16 protein-coding genes are annotated in these 18,278 nt (G+C 64.3%); 11 read left to right on the top strand and 5 right to left on the bottom strand.

The features are described from left to right. Positions 1-52: 52 nt before the first annotated feature. Positions 53-1,054 (bottom strand): ABC transporter permease, encoded by a 1,002-nt coding sequence (locus P0D87_RS18060; protein WP_082367160.1) that lies wholly within the window; start codon positions 1,052-1,054, stop codon positions 53-55. 244 nt (positions 1,055-1,298) lie between these two features. Here P0D87_RS18060 and P0D87_RS18055 point away from each other — a divergent pair, with 244 nt between their 5' ends. Continuing rightward, positions 1,299-2,198, top strand: a complete 900-nt coding sequence (locus P0D87_RS18055) for an NAD-dependent epimerase/dehydratase family protein (RefSeq protein ID WP_053860202.1) — start codon at positions 1,299-1,301, stop codon at positions 2,196-2,198. Between the two features lie 54 nt (positions 2,199-2,252). Here the strand turns inward: P0D87_RS18055 and P0D87_RS18050 are convergent, their stop codons facing one another. The 4 genes from P0D87_RS18050 to P0D87_RS18035 form a co-directional block, all read right to left on the bottom strand. Beyond that, entirely contained in the window at positions 2,253-3,944 is a 1,692-nt protein-coding gene (locus P0D87_RS18050; protein ID WP_082367252.1) for a methyl-accepting chemotaxis protein, read from the bottom strand. Between the two features lie 113 nt (positions 3,945-4,057). Continuing rightward, on the bottom strand, positions 4,058-5,428 hold the full coding sequence (locus P0D87_RS18045) for an MFS transporter (protein ID WP_053860842.1): 1,371 nt from the start codon (positions 5,426-5,428) through the stop codon (positions 4,058-4,060). A 156-nt stretch (positions 5,429-5,584) separates the two neighbouring features. Further along, positions 5,585-6,970, bottom strand: coding sequence for an MFS transporter (locus tag P0D87_RS18040; RefSeq protein WP_006049739.1), 1,386 nt, complete (start codon positions 6,968-6,970; stop codon positions 5,585-5,587). A 198-nt stretch (positions 6,971-7,168) separates the two neighbouring features. Continuing rightward, positions 7,169-8,260 carry a porin gene (locus P0D87_RS18035; protein ID WP_053860200.1) on the bottom strand — a complete coding sequence of 364 codons (1,092 nt, stop codon included), beginning with the start codon at positions 8,258-8,260 and terminating at the stop codon, positions 7,169-7,171. Between the two features lie 308 nt (positions 8,261-8,568). Between P0D87_RS18035 and P0D87_RS18030 the strand changes: the two genes are divergently transcribed. From P0D87_RS18030 to P0D87_RS17985, 10 genes are all read left to right on the top strand, one after another. Then, the gene (locus P0D87_RS18030; protein ID WP_006049741.1) at positions 8,569-9,147 is read left to right on the top strand and encodes a UbiX family flavin prenyltransferase; all 579 of its coding nucleotides are present in this window, start codon (positions 8,569-8,571) and stop codon (positions 9,145-9,147) included. A 227-nt stretch (positions 9,148-9,374) separates the two neighbouring features. Beyond that, positions 9,375-10,562, top strand: coding sequence for an FAD-dependent monooxygenase (locus tag P0D87_RS18025; protein WP_053860199.1), 1,188 nt, complete (start codon positions 9,375-9,377; stop codon positions 10,560-10,562). A gap of 58 nt (positions 10,563-10,620) precedes the next feature. After that, positions 10,621-11,163 carry a VOC family protein gene (locus P0D87_RS18020; RefSeq protein ID WP_171800023.1) on the top strand — a complete coding sequence of 181 codons (543 nt, stop codon included), beginning with the start codon at positions 10,621-10,623 and terminating at the stop codon, positions 11,161-11,163. Beyond that, positions 11,160-12,530, top strand: a complete 1,371-nt coding sequence (gene fahA, locus P0D87_RS18015) for a fumarylacetoacetase (protein WP_053860198.1) — start codon at positions 11,160-11,162, stop codon at positions 12,528-12,530. The genes P0D87_RS18020 and fahA overlap by 4 nt, the downstream gene beginning before the upstream one ends. 3 nt (positions 12,531-12,533) lie before the next feature. Continuing rightward, the gene (locus P0D87_RS18010; protein ID WP_053860197.1) at positions 12,534-13,298 is read left to right on the top strand and encodes an alpha/beta fold hydrolase; all 765 of its coding nucleotides are present in this window, start codon (positions 12,534-12,536) and stop codon (positions 13,296-13,298) included. Between the two features lie 61 nt (positions 13,299-13,359). Beyond that, entirely contained in the window at positions 13,360-14,163 is an 804-nt protein-coding gene (locus P0D87_RS18005; protein ID WP_053860196.1) for an FAD binding domain-containing protein, read from the top strand. A gap of 49 nt (positions 14,164-14,212) precedes the next feature. Continuing rightward, the gene (locus P0D87_RS18000) at positions 14,213-14,671 is read left to right on the top strand and encodes an SRPBCC family protein (RefSeq protein ID WP_053860195.1); all 459 of its coding nucleotides are present in this window, start codon (positions 14,213-14,215) and stop codon (positions 14,669-14,671) included. Positions 14,672-14,699: 28 nt separating this feature from the next. Beyond that, on the top strand, positions 14,700-15,209 hold the full coding sequence (locus P0D87_RS17995; protein ID WP_053860194.1) for a (2Fe-2S)-binding protein: 510 nt from the start codon (positions 14,700-14,702) through the stop codon (positions 15,207-15,209). Continuing rightward, positions 15,206-17,557, top strand: coding sequence for a xanthine dehydrogenase family protein molybdopterin-binding subunit (locus tag P0D87_RS17990; protein ID WP_053860193.1), 2,352 nt, complete (start codon positions 15,206-15,208; stop codon positions 17,555-17,557). The genes P0D87_RS17995 and P0D87_RS17990 overlap by 4 nt, the downstream gene beginning before the upstream one ends. Then, a complete protein-coding gene (locus P0D87_RS17985) occupies positions 17,547-18,272 on the top strand; it encodes an enoyl-CoA hydratase/isomerase family protein (RefSeq protein ID WP_053860192.1) in 726 nt (241 codons plus the stop codon). The genes P0D87_RS17990 and P0D87_RS17985 overlap by 11 nt, the downstream gene beginning before the upstream one ends. Positions 18,273-18,278: the final 6 nt, after the last annotated feature.

The raw sequence follows: 18,278 nt of genomic DNA, 5'->3' as shown, positions 1-18,278 counted from the left end.
TCTCCTGATGTTGTGTTCGCGGCACTCGGTATGACTCGTGTTTCTAGTGTTTCTAGCGTTCCTTGCGGCGCACGCGCCAGATGTCGATGCTGACGGCAATCAGAATCACGCAGCCGGTGATGGCCTGCTGCGCATAGGTATCGATATTGAGCAGCACCACGCCGTTCGTGATGATTCCCGCGAGCGCCGCGCCGATGATCGCGCCTTCCACGCTGCCCGCGCCGCCCGACAGGCTCGCGCCGCCGATGGCGGCCGCCGCGATCACGTCGAGTTCGGCGCCGAAACCGGAGGCCGGCTCCGCCGATACGAAGCGCGAGAACGCGATGACGCCCGCCATCGACGCGATCAGTCCGGACAGCACATAGACCGAGAACTTGACGCGGGCCGTGCGCACGCCGGACAGGCGCGCGGCCACTTCGTTGCCGCCCGTCGCATAGACATGACGGCCGAAGCGCGTCTGCCGCATGACGATGGAAAAGACGGCTGTCATCGCCAGAAGAATGACGACCGGGAAGGGCACGAAACCGATATAGCCCTGACCGACGAAGGTGAAACTGTCGGGCACGTCGGGCGTGACGGGCACGCCTTTGGTGACGATGTACATGAGGCCGCGGCCGATCGACAGCGTGCCCAGCGTCGCGATGAAAGGCGGCAGTTGTATCCACGTGATCATGAAGCCGTTGAACGCGCCGACGGCGATTCCCACGCCGAGCCCCGCGCCGATCGCCACCGGCGCGCTGTAACCGTGCTGGAAGGCGAGCGCGGTGACGAGCGACGATAAGCCCATGACCGAGCCCACCGACAGGTCGATGCCGCCTGTAATGATCACGAGCATCATGCCGATCGACATCAGCGCGATCAGCGAAAACGAGCGGAACACGCCCATCAGGTTGTTGGTCGTGAGGAAGTACGGCGAGAAGACGCTGATCAGCAAGCCGACCAGCAGCAGCACCGACAGCACGTTCAGCTCGCGTATCCGCAGACACGCCTTGATCCGTTCCGCGGTACGCGACGGCGCAGGCTGGGGTTCCTTCTTCGACGATATTGCGGTCACCGGTCGCTCCTCTTTACAAGCCCGGAACAGATCATAGAAGCGCCGGCCCGCGGAAATCTGTGACGCCCGTCATAGATCCGTATCGGGATTCACCCGTAGATTGCGTGCGGATAGCGCGATGAAAGGCCCCGTGCCTATGACGCGCGTCACAGCATTCGCGCGAGGCGCGGCGTTAGGATGCGGGTGGTGTGATCAACGGCGCGGCAAAACCGGACGGCTTTATGAACTGTAAAGGAGACAAGGCATGACCAAGCGAGTGATAGTGACGGGCGGCAGCGGACTTGCCGGCAAATGGGTCGTCGAGGATCTGGTGGCGCACGGCTATGAAGTGCTCAATGTGGATCGCGTACCGATGGCCAAAGGCACGGCGCGGACCCTGATCACCGACATCACCGATGCGGGACAGGTATTCAATGCGTTCGCATCCACTACAACGGCGAAGGAATTCGACGACGACATCGAGCCCAAGCCGATTGACGCGGTCGTGCATTTCGCGGCGATTCCGCGCATTCTCGTCACGACCGACAACGAGGTGTTCCGCATCAACGTGATGGGCACTTACAACGTGCTGGACGCGGCGGCGAAGCTCGGCATCAGGAAGGTTATCGTGGCTTCCAGCGAGACGACATACGGCGTGGTGTTCGCGCATCGCCATCGCGACCCGGCGTATTTTCCGCTCGACGAGGAGTACCCGGTGGACCCGATGGACAGCTACGCCACGTCGAAGGTCATTAATGAAGTGACGGCCAAGGCGTTTCATGCGCGCACGGGCTCGGACATTTACTGCTTCCGTATCGGCAACGTACTCGATCCCGAGGACTACCGGAAATTCCCCGTCTGGCTGAAGGACCCTGCGTTGAGAAAGCGCATCGCATGGAGTTATATCGACGGCCGCGATCTCGCGGCGGCCTGCCGTCTCGGCATTGAAAAAGACGGGCTGGGCTACACGGTGATGAATGTCGCCGCCGACGACGTCTCTTCGGACCGCCCGGTTGCCGAACTGCTGAAGACCTACTACCCGACTGTGCCGGTCAAAAAACCGCTCGGCGAGTTCGAGACCCTGCTGAGTAACGAGAAGCTCAAGCGTTTGCTTGGATGGCAGCAGGCGTATCGGTGGCGCGAGCAGGTGTCGTCACAGTCGTAGGTCGTAGGTCGTAAGAGCCGTGCGCTGAGGCAAGGCCGCACCGCACCGGCATCGCTATGCTGCGCCGATGCGAAACACCGCGACTTGCCGGCTCAACTGCCGGGACTGCTCGTCGAGCAACTGGGCGCATGCGCTCGCCTGCTCGACGAGCGCCGCGTTCTGCTGCGTGATCGAATCCATCATGGTCAGTGCGGCGTCGACCTGCTCGATGCCGACGCGCTGCTCCTCGGCCGCGGCAGTCATCTCGCTCATTACTTCGCGAAAGCGTCCGGCTGCGTCGAGCACGGCCCGGATCGCGCCCTCCGCATGTGTCACGAGCGTCGAGCCATCCGCCGCCGCGCCGACGGAATCCGCCACCAGCACGCCAATGTCCTTCGCAGCCGTCGACGCATGCTGCGCGAGAGAACGCACCTCGGCGGCGACGACGGCAAAGCCCCGTCCATGCACGCCGGCCCGCGCCGCTTCCACGGCAGCGTTCAAGGCGAGGATATTGGTCTGGAACGCGATGCCCTTGATGATTCCCGTGATATCCGCGATCTTCCTCGAACTGGCGTCGATGCGCGCCATGGTCTTGCTCACTTCCTCGACGGCATCGTTGCCCTGGTTCGCGGCCGAGGCCGCCTCCTGTGCGACGCCATAGGCTTGCTGCGCCCGCGTCGCATTGCGGCGCACCGTCTCCGTCAGCCCGCTCATGCTCGCGGCGGTCTGCTCGAGCGACGCCGCCTGTTCTTCCGTCCGCGCGGACAGATCCAGCGTGCCGGCAGCAATCTCGCCAACGGCCGTACCGATCGATTCGCAACTGTCGCGCACCGCCGTTACCGTTTGCGCGAGCCGCGCCTGCATCTGATGCAGTCCGTCGAGCAGTTGTCCCATTTCATCGGCGCGGTGACGGGCAACCGTGCGGCTCAGATCTCCGGCCGCAATGGCGTCGAAATGCGCAAGCGCGTCGCGAAGCGGTGCAACGATCGCACGGCGCAGCGCCAGCCAACTGAACGCCGCCGCGGCGATGCCGAACGCAAGCATCGCCGTCGATCCCGCAAAGAAAAGCTTGAAGTAGTGTTCCGCGTCGTCGTAGCTGCGTTTCGCATTCGCATACAGCGAGCGTTTGAGCGTGTCGTTCGCCGCGCTCATGTCGTTGAACAGCGTGCTCAACTGCGATACGCCGATCCGCTGCGCAGTCGACCGGTCACCTGACTGCAGCGCGTCGAGGAACGCTCGCATCGCGACACGCATTGCGTCGCGGCGCTGCCCCGCGGCGTCGATAAGAGACGCTTCGCCCGCTTCGTGCGGCTCGTTCACGAAACTGCGCCACTGTTCGTCCGATTGCTTGAGGAAGTCGGCGGCATGGCGAATCTGCTCCCCCGCGCGCGCGGTGTCCGTCGCGGCCATTGCACCGCCGAGCACGAGGCGGGTACGCGCCATCAGCAGTTCGGCGTTACCGATGTGGACCGCAGCCGTCAGCTTGTTCTCATAGGTATCGCGCGTCGCCTGGTTCGCACGCCATGCGCCCGCCAGTCCGAGCACGCCGATGGCGATCATCAGCGCGGCGAGCAACGCCATCGTCAACGCAATGCGCTGCTGCAACGAAATCGCCTTGCGCAGCCCGGCCGGTGCCGCCGCACGATCTGTCGCGCCGAACGCATCGGCGTTGCTAACCGGGTCCGGTTCGGAGACCGGTGTGGCCATGTCGGCGGTGGATGTGGTGGAGGCGTTGGAAGCGTTGGAAGCGTTGGAAAGGGACAGCATGATGCGAACCTCTGCTCTTGAAATCGGATAAATGCCGTGGACGCTATGACGCGTCGACTCGCGCACGGCCTTGCCCGTATATGCCGCGCCTGGTTCCGGCAAGCGGCGTTGAGTTACGCGATCGACTGGCTCGCTGCGCGGCGCCGGTTCCAGCCCAGCCAGACGGACAACAGCGCAATGAAGATGAAAACGCCCGACACGTTCATGAAAAGATCGGCAACCGGCCAATGCATCGCCAGCAGGACGCCTCCGAGCACCGAGCCGATTACCGAGCCGAGCTTGCCAATGCCGATGGCCGAGCCGACTCCGGCCGAGCGCAACATCGTCGGATACAGCATGCCGGCCACCGCATAGAGCGCAAACTGACTGCCGATCACGCATACCCCGCTCATGAACGACGCGCCGTAGAGCCAAAGAGCGGGCATCGGCATGCCGAGCGAGATGCAAACCGGAAGGCCGACCAAAGCGAGCAACAGAATCACCGCTATGCCGTAACGGTCCACGCATCGGCACAGCGCGAGCGCACCGACCGTCCCGCCGACCGGAAACATCATCGCGGCTTTCGCCGCCTGCGCCGCCGGCAGCGCGCTCATGCTGAACAGAATCGGCAGCCAGTTCTGCAGAAAATGCAGCGCGAGCGAATTCAGGACAAAGAGCGCCCACAGCAAAGGCGTCACACGGACAAGACCGTTGCCGAACAACGCGAGCGGTGTTGCGCGGATACGCGTTTCGTCCTGAACGATGTAGCGCGCAGCCTGGTTGTCCGCGTCGTTGAAAACGCTGTCCGAACCGAGACGGCGAGCGATGCGGGCGACTTCGCGCGGCGCCCGCCCCCTGAGGATCAGGAAACGGACGGACTCGGGCAGCACGGCGAAAGACACGAGGGCGACCGCAATGGCCGCGACGCCGCCCACCTCGAAGAGAACCGGCCAGCCGAAGCGCGGCAGCATCCACGAAGCGATCGCGCCACCGCCGCCGGCTCCGATCGAAAAGCCCGAGAACATTAGCGTGATCCATGTCGCGCGGCGTGCCTTCGGCGCATATTCCGACACCAGCGCGACCGTATTGGGCACCACGCCGCCCATGCCGATTCCCGCAACAAAACGCAGCACGGTCAATTGATCGAGCGATGCCGCCCGGCTGCACGCAAGTGTCAGGATGCCGAACCACAACACGCCGTAAATGATCGTGAGACGCCGTCCAATGCGATCGCCGAGAAAGCCCAGCAGCAACGAACCGACGAGCACGCCGACGAGGCCGTAACCGAACACATGACCGAACTCGGTGGCCTTCACGTGCCATGCGCGGACGAGCGTGGGCGCGGCATAGGCAGCGGCGACCTGATCGTAGCCATCGATGAGCACGATCACGAAGCACCATGCAATCAGGCCCAGCGAAAAGCCGCGCAACTTCTGCCGCTCGATGAGCGCGGTGATGTCAACGGCCGGGGCAACAGCGCTGGCGCTTTCGGGAAGCACAGTCATCGCGTGTATCTCCCATCGGCGCGGCGCATGGCGCGCGCCGACGCGCATCCACAAGCACGTTCGAAGTACGGGCTCATCGGGTCTCCATGGCTGCGGCCGTTCGCCTGTTTGCGGCGCCGGCCGGCTGATTGTATGAACGCTTCTGTCTGGTCCGGATCAGGAGTCGCCCAGCGCGGAACGCATCTCCTTGATGCGGGCGTCGTCCTGTTTATGCTGTTCGCCGAATCGCGCCTTGTACAACACGGCAAGCACGGTCGAGAAGATGGCGGCGACGAGAAAGAGTCCGGACGCCGCGTAAAACATCTGCGAGATCGGCAGATGCATGGACAGCAGAATTCCGCCGATCACAGGCCCCGATACGGAGCCGATCTTGCCGACGGAGATTGCACTGCCCACGCCCGCCGAGCGGAACGAGGTCGGGTAAATCATCCCCGCCACCGCGTACAGCCCGTACTGGGCGCCGACCACGCAGAAACCCGTCGCGAACACGGCGAACATGAGCCACGCCTCCGACATGCCATGCCCGAGGAAGGCGACCACGGGGCAGCCGACCGCCGGCAACGAGATGATCGCAAGCACGCCGTGACGGTCGACAAAGCGGCACAGGATCAGTCCGCCGAGCACGCCGCCCACCGAGAACATCGTTGTGATGACACCGGCGCTCTGCGGATTGATGCCGACACCTTCCATCAGAATGGGCAGCCAGTTCTGCAAGAAGTACAGCGCCATTGAATTGACGATGAATACGATCCACAGCAACGGCGTGATTGCGCGCAGGCCGTCGGAGAAAATCAGCTTGAGCACAAAGCGCTTCTTTTCCTGCACTTCGCCGGGCACGAACTGCGCGTCGGCGGGAAGCGCCAGTTCGGGGCGCAGACGCGCAACGAGCTTGCGCACCGTTTCCACACTGCGCCGACGCACTACCAGCAGCTTCGCGGATTCCGGCAGCGTCACGATCAGCAGGCACGCGACCGCGAGCGAGCCGATACCGCCCACGACGAACATCACCGGCCAGCCATAGCGATGAATGAGCGCCGACGAAACCAGCCCGCCGGACCCCGCGCCGATGGAAAAGCCCGAGAACATCAGCGTCACCCATGTGGCGCGCAACCGTTTGGGCGCGTATTCGGCGACGAGCGCAACCGAATTCGGCACTACGCCGCCCATGCCGAGACCGGCGATAAAACGCAGCAGCATGAGTTCGTGCAGCGAAGTTGCCCACACCGACAGAAGCGTCAGCAGACCGAAAAACAGACTGCCCGACACGATCGCACGCTTGCGGCCAAAGCGGTCGCCGAAGTAGCCGAAGATGAACGAGCCGATCAACGTGCCGAACAGACCCGCGCCGAAGACCGGTCCAAAGCCGCCGCGTGCGACGTGCCACTCCTTGATGATGGCGGGCGCCGCGAACGACACGGCCGTCTGGTCGTAACCGTCCATCAGCATGATGAGGAAGCACCAGAACAGCAAGCCGACCGCGAAACGTCCTGTCTTCTGCTCTTCGATGAGTGTCGATATGTTGAATGTGCGCTCTGCTTGCATGTGCGTCCCAATATGCCGATCAGGCGGTGGGCGCAGTTGCCGCGCACGCCGCTTCGTTCTGTTTCCCGTTGGCGCCTGCGCCGGGAGCCTCAATATACGGCCCGGCAGCGGGCGACAGAATCAAAAAATCCCGATGATGAAATCGAAATTAGTGAACAAAGCCCGCCGCGTTACCCAGCACACGGCATCCGCGTCACGTCAAAACATCTGGTTGATACCGATACGTCCAACCGTCTGCGCACTCGAACTCGACGGCTGATAGCCGAACTGCTCCGCCTTCGCATTCGTGCCCGAGGCCCGTTGCAGGCCGACGCCTGCATAGATCTGCGTGCTCTTGGACAGATAGTGCGTGATGAACAGGTTGTACTGGTTGTACGTCAGCCCCTCGAACATGGAGCGGTTGTACGAAATCCCCATCACATAGAAGCGCTTGCCGCCGCTCAGGTCGATGTTGACGCCCACCTGATAGTTGCGCTCCGTCACCGAGCCCTGCGGATCTTCGAGCTTCACGTCCGTAAAGGTGGCGTGCGGAATGAAGTCGCCCACGACCACCGAGCCGCCGACCGCTATCGTGCTGTAACGGTCGGCGTTGAACAGGGTGCCCTGCTTGAGCCGCTGACCGAGTACCGAGGTCACGCCGAAGATACCGAACAGGTCGGCCGTGCGGTTGTGCGACATCGAATACGCCGCGCCCAGTTTGACTCTGCCGTTCTGGTAGCGCGCACCCACGCTGTACTGACGCCCTTCGCTGAAGTTCGTCTGGTTGCCGAAGGCGTTCATCGCACCGGCCTGGAAGCCGCGGTAGTCGATCGATTCGTACTTCACCGAGTTGTCGAGCGCGCGCGTGTTCGCGAGGCCGTCCAGGTTGCCCACGGTGTAATACGACGAGATACCCGGCACCGAATTGTTCAACGCGCCCACGTACTCGTACACATAGTCGGGGATATGGCCGAGACTCAGCGAGCCGAAGCGGCTGTTCGTGATGCCCACGTACGCGTCCCGGTTGAAGAAGCTGGCCGGATTGATCTGCGCGCCCGTGTTGGTGAGAAAACCCGACTCCAGCCGCGCGAAAACCGTGTTGCCGCCGCCAATGTCTTCCTTGATGAGAAAGCCGAAACGGTCCGGCGTGCGCTTGCCGGCCGACTCCTGATACAGATGCCCGCCGCGCGAGTTCGTCACGAAATCGACACCCACGTCGACGCTCCCGTAGAGCGTCACCGATGACTGTGCGAACGCGGGGCACCCCAGCACCAACGCGCACGCACCTGAGAACAGACTCGTCGTTTTCAACCCATGTCTCCAATGTCTTTTTTGTCGCCGGCCGCATGTCTGCTGACCGATCCCCATGTGGGTGACAGGCGCCGGTCTGCTGCGCGGTTCGCTGCCGTCTTCCAGATGTTGCCGGGAGTGTAGCGAATGGATTTAGGCTTTTGAATCGTGAATTATTTATCAACTCATCGAACAAAACGAATAAAGCTTTTAATGGTCGGTGAAAATACCAGGTAAGCGCGATTAATTGGCGCCCACGCTTCTATTAGCCAGAACCCGGTGCTACCATCCGCCGCGTCGGCATTAAGAACCTGCGTCTGGAGACTCGTATGGATATAAGAGGCATGCTGCCGCGGCGCATGGTGGTTGGAATCAGCGGCGCGTCGGGCGTCATATACGGCGTGCGGCTCCTGCAACTGCTGCGCAAGCTCGAAATCGAAACGCACCTGGTGATGAGCCGCTCGGCGCAGGTGACGCTCGCTCACGAATCGGACTTCAGCGTCGCCGACATCCGCGCGATGGCGAGCGTCTGCCATTCCAACACCGATATCGGCGCGTCGATCTCGAGCGGATCGTTCCCGGTGATGGGCATGATCGTCGCGCCCTGCTCGATCAAGACGCTGTCGGAAATCGCCACGGGCATGACCAGCGGCCTGCTTTCGCGCGCCGCGGACGTCACGTTGAAGGAGCGCCGCCGCCTCGTGCTGATGGTGCGCGAGACACCGCTGCACCTCGGCCATCTGCGCAGCATGACGGCGGTAACCGAGTCCGGCGCCATCGTCTATCCGCCCGTGCCCGCGTTCTACGCGAACCCCGAATCGCTGACCGACATGGTCGATCACACGCTCGGCCGCGTGCTCGACCTGTTCGGGCTGGACGCCGCCACGGTGCAGCGCTGGGGCATGTAGGCGCGCCGCCGTCTCTGCCGTTCAGGGCCACCGCGCCCTTGTCACAGCGCCTGTTCCGATTATCAAATTTCAGTGATGATCCATTCGGATTAATTTGCTTCTTTCGCGCGATTCGCTGAATTAAAGTGATTCCCGATTTCACCGCGTTGGCTACTTATAAAGATTATCGATCGATTCATAACGAAGATCGATAAAAGCGCTCATTACGAAAAAGGTCGAATCGTCGAATGAAGATAGTTATTGCAGGCGCCGGTATCGGCGGATTGACGGCCGCAGCCGCATTATTGAAAAAAGGTTTCGATGTCACGGTGTTCGAGCAGGCGCAGGCGCTCAAGGAGATCGGCGCCGGCGTGCAACTGAGCCCGAACGCCACCCGCGTGCTGTTCCAGCTCGGCGCGGGCGATGCGCTCGAGGGCCTTGCGTGCGAACCGCTCGGCAAGCGCGTGCGTCTATGGAACACCGGCCAGACATGGCGCCTGTTCGATCTCGGCGCGCAATCGCGCGAGACCTACGGCTATCCCTACTTCACACTGCATCGCGCCGACCTGCATCAGAAACTCGCCGACGTGGTGCGCTCCATGAAACCCGACGCCATTCGCCTGAACCATAAGGTGGAGAGCTTCTCGCAACAGAACGGCAAGGTGCTGGTGCAGGCCCTCAATGGCGAAACCTGCGAAGGCGATCTGCTGATCGGTGCGGACGGCGTGCATTCGCGCGTGCGGCACGCGCTCTTCGGCCCTGACGAGCCCGTGTTTTCCGGCGTGATGGCATGGCGCGGCGTGATCGACGCGAGCAAGCTGCCGGAGCACTTGCGTTCGCCTTACGGCGCGAACTGGGTCGGCCCCGGCGCGCACGTCATTCACTATCCGCTGCGCGGCAACGGTCTCGTCAACTTCGTCGGCGCGATCGAGAAGTCGGGCTGGCAAGTCGAATCATGGTCCGAACGCGGCACGCTCGACGAATGTCTCGCCGACTTCGAAGGCTGGCACGAAGATGTGCGCACGCTGATTTCCGCGATCGACATTCCGTATAAATGGGCATTGATGGTGCGCGAGCCGATGGCCCGCTGGAGCCAGGGCCACGCGACGCTGCTCGGCGATGCCTGCCATCCGACGTTGCCGTTTCTCGCGCAAGGCGCCGGCATGGCGATCGAAGACGGCTATCTGCTCGCGCGCTGTCTCGAACGCTATACGCACGACGTGCCGCAGGCACTGCAACGCTATGAGGCGCTGCGGCTCGAACGCACCGCGAAAGTCGTGCGCGGTTCGGCGGCCAACGCGACGCGCTTTCACAATCCGCAGCTTGCCCATGCGGAAGGCGCGGCCGCCTATGTGGACCGCGAGTGGAGCGAGGAGCGCGTGAAGGAGCGCTACAACTGGCTGTTCGAATACAACGTCGACGCGATCGAAGTCTGACCCGCGCCGGGTTTCGCGCGACGCTCCCCCGTACGATCCAGCAATACCAGGAGACACTGTGTCCATCCATCTCGATCCTCCAGCGCCGGTGCTCGGCCTGCATCATTTTGCGTGGCGCTGCCGCGACGCCGAGGAAACGCGTCACTTCTACGAAGACATCCTCGGTCTGCCACTCGTGCACGTCATCCGCCTGGACCGCGTGCCGAGCACCGGCGAATATTGTCCCTACGTGCATCTGTTCTTCGAAATGGCGGACGGCTCGAACATCGCCTTCTTCGATCTCGGCGATGGAACCGCCGCGCTTGCCTCGCCGAATACGCCCGCGTGGGTCAATCACATCGCGCTGCGCCTGGCAACGCTCGAACAGTTGGAAACGATGAAAGCGCGGCTGACCCACAATGGCGTCGAGGTGCTCGGCGTCACCGATCATCACTTCGTCCGCTCGATCTATTTTTTCGACCCGAACGGCTTGCGTGTCGAACTAACGGTGCCCGTCGCGCCCGCCGAAGAACTCGCGGGTTATAGAATGCGGGCTCGGCCGGTGCTCGACGCCTGGACCGCTGAAAAGAACAAGGCAGTATCGGAGACACGCCCCGCATGAGCGCGCTCAATTCCACGCACGATCCGGCGCGGCGCAGCTGGATCGAATCGGCGAACGCCGGCAACGCGGATTTCCCCATTCAGAACCTGCCGTTCGGCGCATTCGTGCGCGGCGGCGAATTGCGCATCGGCGTCGCAATCGGCAATCGCATCGTCGATTTGCGCGCGCTGCACGACACGGCGCTGCTGGAAGGCGACGCGGCGCTCGCCTGCGCGTCGGTTCGCGACGGTACGCTGAACGCGCTAATGGCGCTCGACGCCCGCCATGTGAGCGCGTTGCGCGGCGCACTGTCGGCGCTGCTCGCGCAGAACGCGCCCGCACGCTCGCGGCTCGAATCGTCGATCGACGCCGTGCTGCCGCACATGAACGATGTGCAACTGACACTGCCGTGCACGATCGGCGACTACACCGACTTTCTGACGTCGCTTCATCACACCGAGCGCCACGGCCGCTACAAGGGCCTCGCCGATCCGCTGCCGGCCGCGTTCAAATCGCTGCCGATCGCGTATCACGGCCGGGCTTCGTCGCTGCGCGTGAGCGGCGGCGAAGTGCGGCGCCCGTACGGCCAGTATCGCGACGCGGAAGGCCGCGTGTGTTTCGGGCCCGCGCCGATGCTCGACTTCGAACTGGAGCTGGCTGCCGTGATCGGCCGCGGCAACCCGCTGACGCAAGCCATTCCGATCGACGACGCCCGCGCGCACATCTTCGGTTACTGTCTGCTCAACGACTGGTCGGCGAAGAGCATTCAATGGTTCGAGCAGGTACTGGGGCCGTTCCTTGGAAAGAGCTTTCATTCGAGCATCTCGCCCTGGATCGTCACGGACGAAGCGCTCGCCCCGTTTCGCAAGGCGGCGCCCGCACGCGCCGCCGGCGATCCGGCGATCCTGCCGCATCTTCGCGGCGTGCAGGACCAGCAAAGCGGCGGTCTGGACCTGCAGTTGTTCGCACAACTGTCCACGGCTGCAATGCGGCGCGACCACATCGAGCCCGTGCGAATCACGCACACGCATCTGGACAATCTCTACTGGACGTTTGCGCAGATGGTCGCGCATCACACGAGCAACGGCTGCAACCTGCGCACGGGCGACCTGCTCGGCAGCGGCACGATCTCCGGTGCGAGCGATGAATCGCGCGCCTGTCTGACCGAACTGACCGACGCGGGCAAGAAGCCGCTTGCGCTGCCGAGCGGCGAATCGCGCATCGCGCTCGAAGACGGCGACGAGATCGTGCTGAGTGCGCGTGCGAGCGCGCCCGGCGCAGTGTCGATCGGCTTCGGCGAGTGCCGCGCGCGCATCGCGCCGGCGCTGCCGTATCCGCACGCGCCGTATCCGCACGCGCCAAACGCACTGCCGCACGGAGAACACTGAACCATGACGACGCTCAACGGCTTCGCGCAGTTCGGCGGCGGCCCGCATAAAGTCATCGCGCTGAACGGCTGGTTCGGCAGTTCGGCCGACTGGAACGCGCTCACGCCCGCACTCGATCCCGAGCGCTTCAGCTACGCGTTCTTCGACTATCGCGGCTACGGGCTTTCGCGCGACAAAGACGGCGAATTCACCTTCGACGAAGTGGCAAGCGACGTACTTGCGCTCGCGGACCATCTTGGCTGGCAGCGCTTCAGCCTGATCGGCCACTCGATGGGCGGCATGGCGATGCAGCGGGCGATGCTGGCGGCGCCCAGGCGCATCGTGAAGATGGCGGGGGTGTCGGCCGTTCCCGCGTGCGGCTCGCGCATGGACGACACGCGTCTCGCGATGTTTGCCGCTGCAATCGGCGACGTGACGAGGCGCGCGGGCATCATCCACTTTTCGACGGGCAGCCGGCTCGCCGCACGATGGAGCGCGCACCTCGCCCAGCAATCGGCGCGCGAATCGCGCCGCGAGGCTTTCGCGGCCTATCTGCCGCATTGGGCCACCGGCGACTTTGCCGCACAGGTGCAAGGCAATCCCACGCCGGTGAAACTCTTCGTGGGCGAACACGACCCGGCCATCACGGCGGAGCTGACGGCGCGCACGTGGCTGACGTGGTATCCGAATGCCGCCGTGGAAACCTTGACCAATGCAGGGCATTACGCAATGAACGAAGTGCCGGTGGCGCTGGCGACCGCACTCGAAAACTGGCTCTCGGAGCCTTAACGGACCGCGCTAAGCAGTCAGGCACGCGCGCCAACACAACCGGCGCGATGCAGGAGACACCATGTACGAGACCACCTATCTGCGCGCCGCATCGCTTGACGAAGCCGTCGGCTGGCTGCGCGAGCATGAAGAAGCGCGGCCGCTGTCGGGCGGCATGACGCTGATTCCCACCCTCAAGCAGCGCCTCGCCGCGCCCTCGCATCTGATCGATCTCACGCGCATCGACGCGCTGCGTGGCATCGAAGTGCACGGCGGCATTTTACGCATTGGCGCGCTGAGCAAACACGCCGAGGTTGCGGCGTCGAGCGTCGTGCGCGGCGCGATTCCGGCGCTTGCCAGCCTGGCTGGCGTGATCGCCGATCCGCAGGTGCGCAACCGCGGCACGCTGGGCGGCTCGGTCGCCAACAACGATCCGGCCGCCGACTACCCCGCCGCCGTGCTCGGTCTGAATGCGCACGTCGTCACGTCGTCGCAACGGCGCATTCCCGCCGACGAATTCTTCGTGGATACCTTCGAGACCGCGCTGCGCCCTGACGAACTCGTGACCGCAATCGAATTTGCGATTCCGCTGCGCGCGGCCTACGCCAAGTACCGGCATCCCGCGTCCGGCTACGCGGTGGCCGGCGTCTTCATCGCCCAGTACGACGATACGATCCGCGTCGCCGTGACGGGCGCGGGCGCGTCGGTGTTCCGCTGGTTCGATGCGGAAAACGCCTTGCAGCAGGACCTTTCGCACGCGGCGCTCGCGTCGCTTTGCATCGACCGCAATACGCTCCCCGACGACGACAACGCGTCCGCGCCGTATCGCGCTCATCTGATCGAAACCTATACCCGCCGCGCACTGCAGGCGCTGCTTGCGTCGTAACCGCGTCGTAACTGCGTCGTCACAGCGGACGCTCATCGAGGAGACAAGAATGGAATTTACTGGATCGCAAACCATCGCGGCATCGCGCGAACAGGTCTGGCAAGGACTCAACGACGCAGCCGTGCTGCAGGAATGCATACCTGGTTGCGAATCGTTCGAGGCCGACAGCGAAGACCGCTACAAGGCGGTGGTGGTGGCGTCGGTCGGGCCCGTCAAGGCGCGCTTCAAGGGCACGCTCGAACTGTCGGATCGCGATGCGCCGAGCGGCTACCGGATCGTAGGCCAGGGCGAAGGCGGTATCGCTGGCTTCGGCAAGATGACCGCAACCGTGACGCTCGCCGATGCCGAAGACGGCACGCTGCTCACCTACGTGGCCGACGCGCAGGTCGGCGGCAAGCTCGCGCAGATCGGCTCGCGGCTTGTTACGTCCGTGGCGAACAAGCTCGCCGCCGAATTCTTCAAACGCTTCAACGCGACGCTGAGCGCAGCGAGCCAGGCCGCGCAATGAACGCAAGAACCGGAAACACAGGTGAATCATGGTTGATGTCCAATTGCAGGTGAACGGCGCGGATGTCGCGCGCGACGTGCCCGACAACACGCTGCTGGTCGAATTCCTGCGCGAGCAATTGCGTCTCACGGGCACGCACGTGGGTTGCGATACGAGCCAGTGCGGCGCGTGCACCGTGCTTCTCGACGGTCAGGCCGTCAAGTCGTGCACCGTGCTGGCCGCGCAGGCGAGCGGCGGCCAGGTCGTCACGGTCGAAGGTCTCAACGCAACGTGCGGCGGCAAGCTGCACCCGGTGCAGGCTGCTTTCGTTAAGTGCCACGGTCTGCAATGCGGCTTCTGCACGCCGGGCATGATCATGGCGAGCGCTTTCTATCTGCGCCAAGAGCCGGCGCTCGACCAGGCGAGCATCGCTCATGCGCTGGAGGGCAACATCTGCCGCTGCACGGGCTATGTGAACATCATCGAGGCCGTTCGCCACGCGGCTCGCGAAATGTATCCGGATGCGCCGTTCGCCAGGACGGAGGCTCACTCGTCATGATCGGCAAACCGATACCTCGCGTCGAAGACCAGCGCTTCGTCACCGGCAACGGCCAGTACACGGACGACATTCACGTCGACGCACAGTTGCATGCGGCGTTTCTGCGCTCGCCCCATGCGCACGCCGTGCTGCGTTCGATCGACATCGCCGCCGCCCGCGAAGCGCCCGGCGTGATCGCGGTACTGGTGGGTCAGGATTATCTCGACGACGGCTTCAAGGGGGTGGACCATGTGCCGAATCCCGTCGATGCCATCGACGCGACGAAGAAGGCTTTCCTCACGTCGCTGACCGGCTCGATCTTCAATCAGCCCCATCTCCCGTTGCCGGTCGACCGGGTGCGTCATGTGGGCGAAGCGATCGCGATGGTGATCGCGCAGACGCCGCTGCAGGCGCGCAACGCGACCGAGCTGATCGATGTGGACTACGACGTGCTCGACGCCGTGATCAACGGCAACGACGCGATGCGGGACGGTGCGCCGCAACTCTGGGATGGCGCGCCGGGCAACCTGTGCTTTCAGACCCAGATCGGCGATCGTGACGCCGCGCGCGCGATCATCGCCAAAGCGGATCATGTCGTGCGCCGCGAGTTTCATCACAGCCGGCTCGTCAATTGCCAGATGGAGCCGCGCAGCGCGATCGGCGCGTACGACGCGGCAACCGGCGTCTACACGCTGATCTCCGGCAGTCAGGGCGCGGTGCGCCAGCAGCTTTGCCTCGCCGCGGCGCTGAAAGTGCCGCCGGCGAACGTGCGCGTGATTTGCCCGGATACGGGTGGCGGCTTCGGGCCGCGCTCGTTCATCTATGTCGAACAGCTTGCCGTCGTATGGGCCGCGCGCCGCATCGGACGTCCGGTCAAATGGACGAGCGATCGCAGCGAAGCGTTTCTATCGGACTACCAGGGGCGCGACGCGATCATCCGCTCGACAATCGGTTTCTCCAAAGACGGCCGCATGCTTGCCATCGACAACGAGTGGATCGGCAACGTCGGCGCCCACACGGTCTCGTATGTGCCGATGTCGAACGGCACGCGCATCATGACGACCGTCTACGACGTACCGGTGGCCGCCGTGCATGTGAGCGCGGTCCTGACCAACACCGTGCCCACGGCGCCGTATCGCGGCGCGGGCCGCCCCGAAGCGACGCATGTGATCGAACGTATGCTCGATCTTGCAGCGGCCGGCTTAGGTATCGATCGCGCGGAAATTCGCCGTCGCAATCTGGTGCCGCGAGACAGGCTTCCGTATCGCAGCCCGATGGGTCTCACGTACGACAGCGGCGATTTCGCGCGCAACATGGCGCGCGCGCTGACGCTCGCGCAATGGGACAGCTTCGCGGAGCGCCGCGAGCAGTCGCGCGCGCAGGGACGGCTGCGCGGCATCGGCCTTGCGAACTACATCGAATCGCCGGTGGGCGCGCCGCGTGAGCGCATCGAATTGACGGTGCGCGCCGACGGCGGCATCGATATCGTGTCGGGCACGCAGTCGACCGGCCAGGGACACGAAACCACGTTCGCGCAGGTGGTCGCGCATCATCTCGGCGTGCCGATGGAAGCCGTCAAGCTGCGCACGGGCGATACCGCGTTCGTGAGCGTCGGCGGCGGCAGTCACTCGGATCGCACCATGCGGCTCGGCGGCATGCTGCTCGTGGATACCGCGCAACAGATCATTGCGGCCGGCAAGCGCGTCGCCGCGGTCTTGCTCGATGTGGACGCAGCGAGCGTCGAATTCGCCGACGCGCAATTCACCGCGCCCGCGAGCGGCCGTCGAGTGAGCCTTGCCGGGATCGCGCAGCATGTGGCGAAAGACGGCCTGCCAGGCGACCCATCGGCGAAAAAGCTGCACGCCCACGCGGAAGTCAGCACGCGCGTGCCCGCCCATCCGACCGGCGCGGCCGTCTGCGAACTCGAAGTGGACCCCGACACCGGCGCGGTCGAGCTGGTGAACTACACGTCGGTGGACGACGTGGGGCAGCCGATCAATCCGCTGATCGTCGAAGGCCAGGTGCATGGCGGCCTCGCGCAGGGAATCGGCCAGGCGCTCTCGGAAGGCTTCTACATGGATCGCCAAACCGGCCAGGTGCTGACCGGCTCCTACATGGACTACGGCGTGCCGCGCGCCGGCGTGATTCCGCCGCTCAACGTGGAGCTGACGGAAGATCCGACGCAGGGCAATCCGCTGCGAGTGAAAGGCGGTGGAGAAAGCGGCATCACGCCGGCTACGGCCACCATTTTCAACGCGCTGGCCGACGCGCTGCGCGACTACGGCAGCGACGAACTCGCGATGCCGGCCACGCCCAGGGTGATCTGGGAATACATACACCGCGCGCAAGGAGGCGCTCATGTCGACTGAATCCGTGACTATCCGCCGTGAGGGCGCGTTGCTCGAAGTCGTGCTCGACCGTCCTGAGAACGGCAACCTGATCGACCAGGCGATGAGCGATGCGATCATCGCCGCCCTGACCACGATCGACGACGACACCAAGCTCGTGCGCATTGTCACGAGCGGCAAGGACTTCTGCAAAGGACGCCAGTCTCCGATGCCGCCGGCAGGCGCGAAGCCGTCGGCGGAAACGCTGCGCCGCGTCGTCGCCGCGCCGCCGCTCGCGCTCTACGATGCGCTGAAGGCGGTGCGTGTGCCGGTGCTGTCGGTCGTGCGCGGCGAGGCGATCGGCGTGGGCTGCGCGCTCGCGGGCGTTTGCGATGTCGCGCTTGCCGCCGACGACGCCGTGTTCCAGATCCCCGAGATGGAGCGCGACATTCCGCCGACGCTCGTCATGTCGGCGCTGATCGGACGCGTTCCAGTCAAGACAGTTGCACACATGGTGCTGAGCCGCGCGCGGCTCTCCGCGCACGAAGCGCTGGCGGCGGGGCTCGTGAGCCGCGTCGTTGCATCCGCCTCGCTCGACGCCGAAGCCGGGGCGCTCACCGAAACGCTGCTCGGCTGCAGCGCCGTCACGCTGCGCGCCGTCAAGCAGTTCCTGCATCTCGCTCCGGAGATGCCCGCCGCGGCTTCGAGCGGCTTTGCCGCCCATCTTGCAGCCACTGCGCTGTCAGCCCGCTTCTGAGGGCCG

It is taken from the genome of Paraburkholderia sp. RL17-368-BIF-A (genome assembly GCF_046054045.1).
Lineage (GTDB): Bacteria > Pseudomonadota > Gammaproteobacteria > Burkholderiales > Burkholderiaceae > Paraburkholderia > Paraburkholderia graminis.
The sequence above is the reverse complement of the archived record's forward strand: the minus strand, read 5'-3'. Positions and strand labels throughout refer to the sequence as shown.

Excerpts from the sequence above, each read along its gene's own strand:
- P0D87_RS18055 (WP_053860202.1), top strand. The coding sequence starts at position 1,299 with ATGACCAAGCGAGTGATAGTGACGGGCGGCAGCGGACTTGCCGGCAAA.
- P0D87_RS18050 (WP_082367252.1), bottom strand. The coding sequence starts at position 3,944 with ATGCTGTCCCTTTCCAACGCTTCCAACGCTTCCAACGCCTCCACCACA.
- P0D87_RS18045 (WP_053860842.1), bottom strand. The coding sequence starts at position 5,428 with ATGACTGTGCTTCCCGAAAGCGCCAGCGCTGTTGCCCCGGCCGTTGAC.
- P0D87_RS18040 (WP_006049739.1), bottom strand. The coding sequence starts at position 6,970 with ATGCAAGCAGAGCGCACATTCAACATATCGACACTCATCGAAGAGCAG.
- P0D87_RS18030 (WP_006049741.1), top strand. The coding sequence starts at position 8,569 with ATGGATATAAGAGGCATGCTGCCGCGGCGCATGGTGGTTGGAATCAGC.
- P0D87_RS18025 (WP_053860199.1), top strand. The coding sequence starts at position 9,375 with ATGAAGATAGTTATTGCAGGCGCCGGTATCGGCGGATTGACGGCCGCA.
- fahA (WP_053860198.1), top strand. The coding sequence starts at position 11,160 with ATGAGCGCGCTCAATTCCACGCACGATCCGGCGCGGCGCAGCTGGATC.
- P0D87_RS18010 (WP_053860197.1), top strand. The coding sequence starts at position 12,534 with ATGACGACGCTCAACGGCTTCGCGCAGTTCGGCGGCGGCCCGCATAAA.
- P0D87_RS18005 (WP_053860196.1), top strand. The coding sequence starts at position 13,360 with ATGTACGAGACCACCTATCTGCGCGCCGCATCGCTTGACGAAGCCGTC.
- P0D87_RS18000 (WP_053860195.1), top strand. The coding sequence starts at position 14,213 with ATGGAATTTACTGGATCGCAAACCATCGCGGCATCGCGCGAACAGGTC.
- P0D87_RS17995 (WP_053860194.1), top strand. The coding sequence starts at position 14,700 with ATGGTTGATGTCCAATTGCAGGTGAACGGCGCGGATGTCGCGCGCGAC.
- P0D87_RS17990 (WP_053860193.1), top strand. The coding sequence starts at position 15,206 with ATGATCGGCAAACCGATACCTCGCGTCGAAGACCAGCGCTTCGTCACC.
- P0D87_RS17985 (WP_053860192.1), top strand. The coding sequence starts at position 17,547 with ATGTCGACTGAATCCGTGACTATCCGCCGTGAGGGCGCGTTGCTCGAA.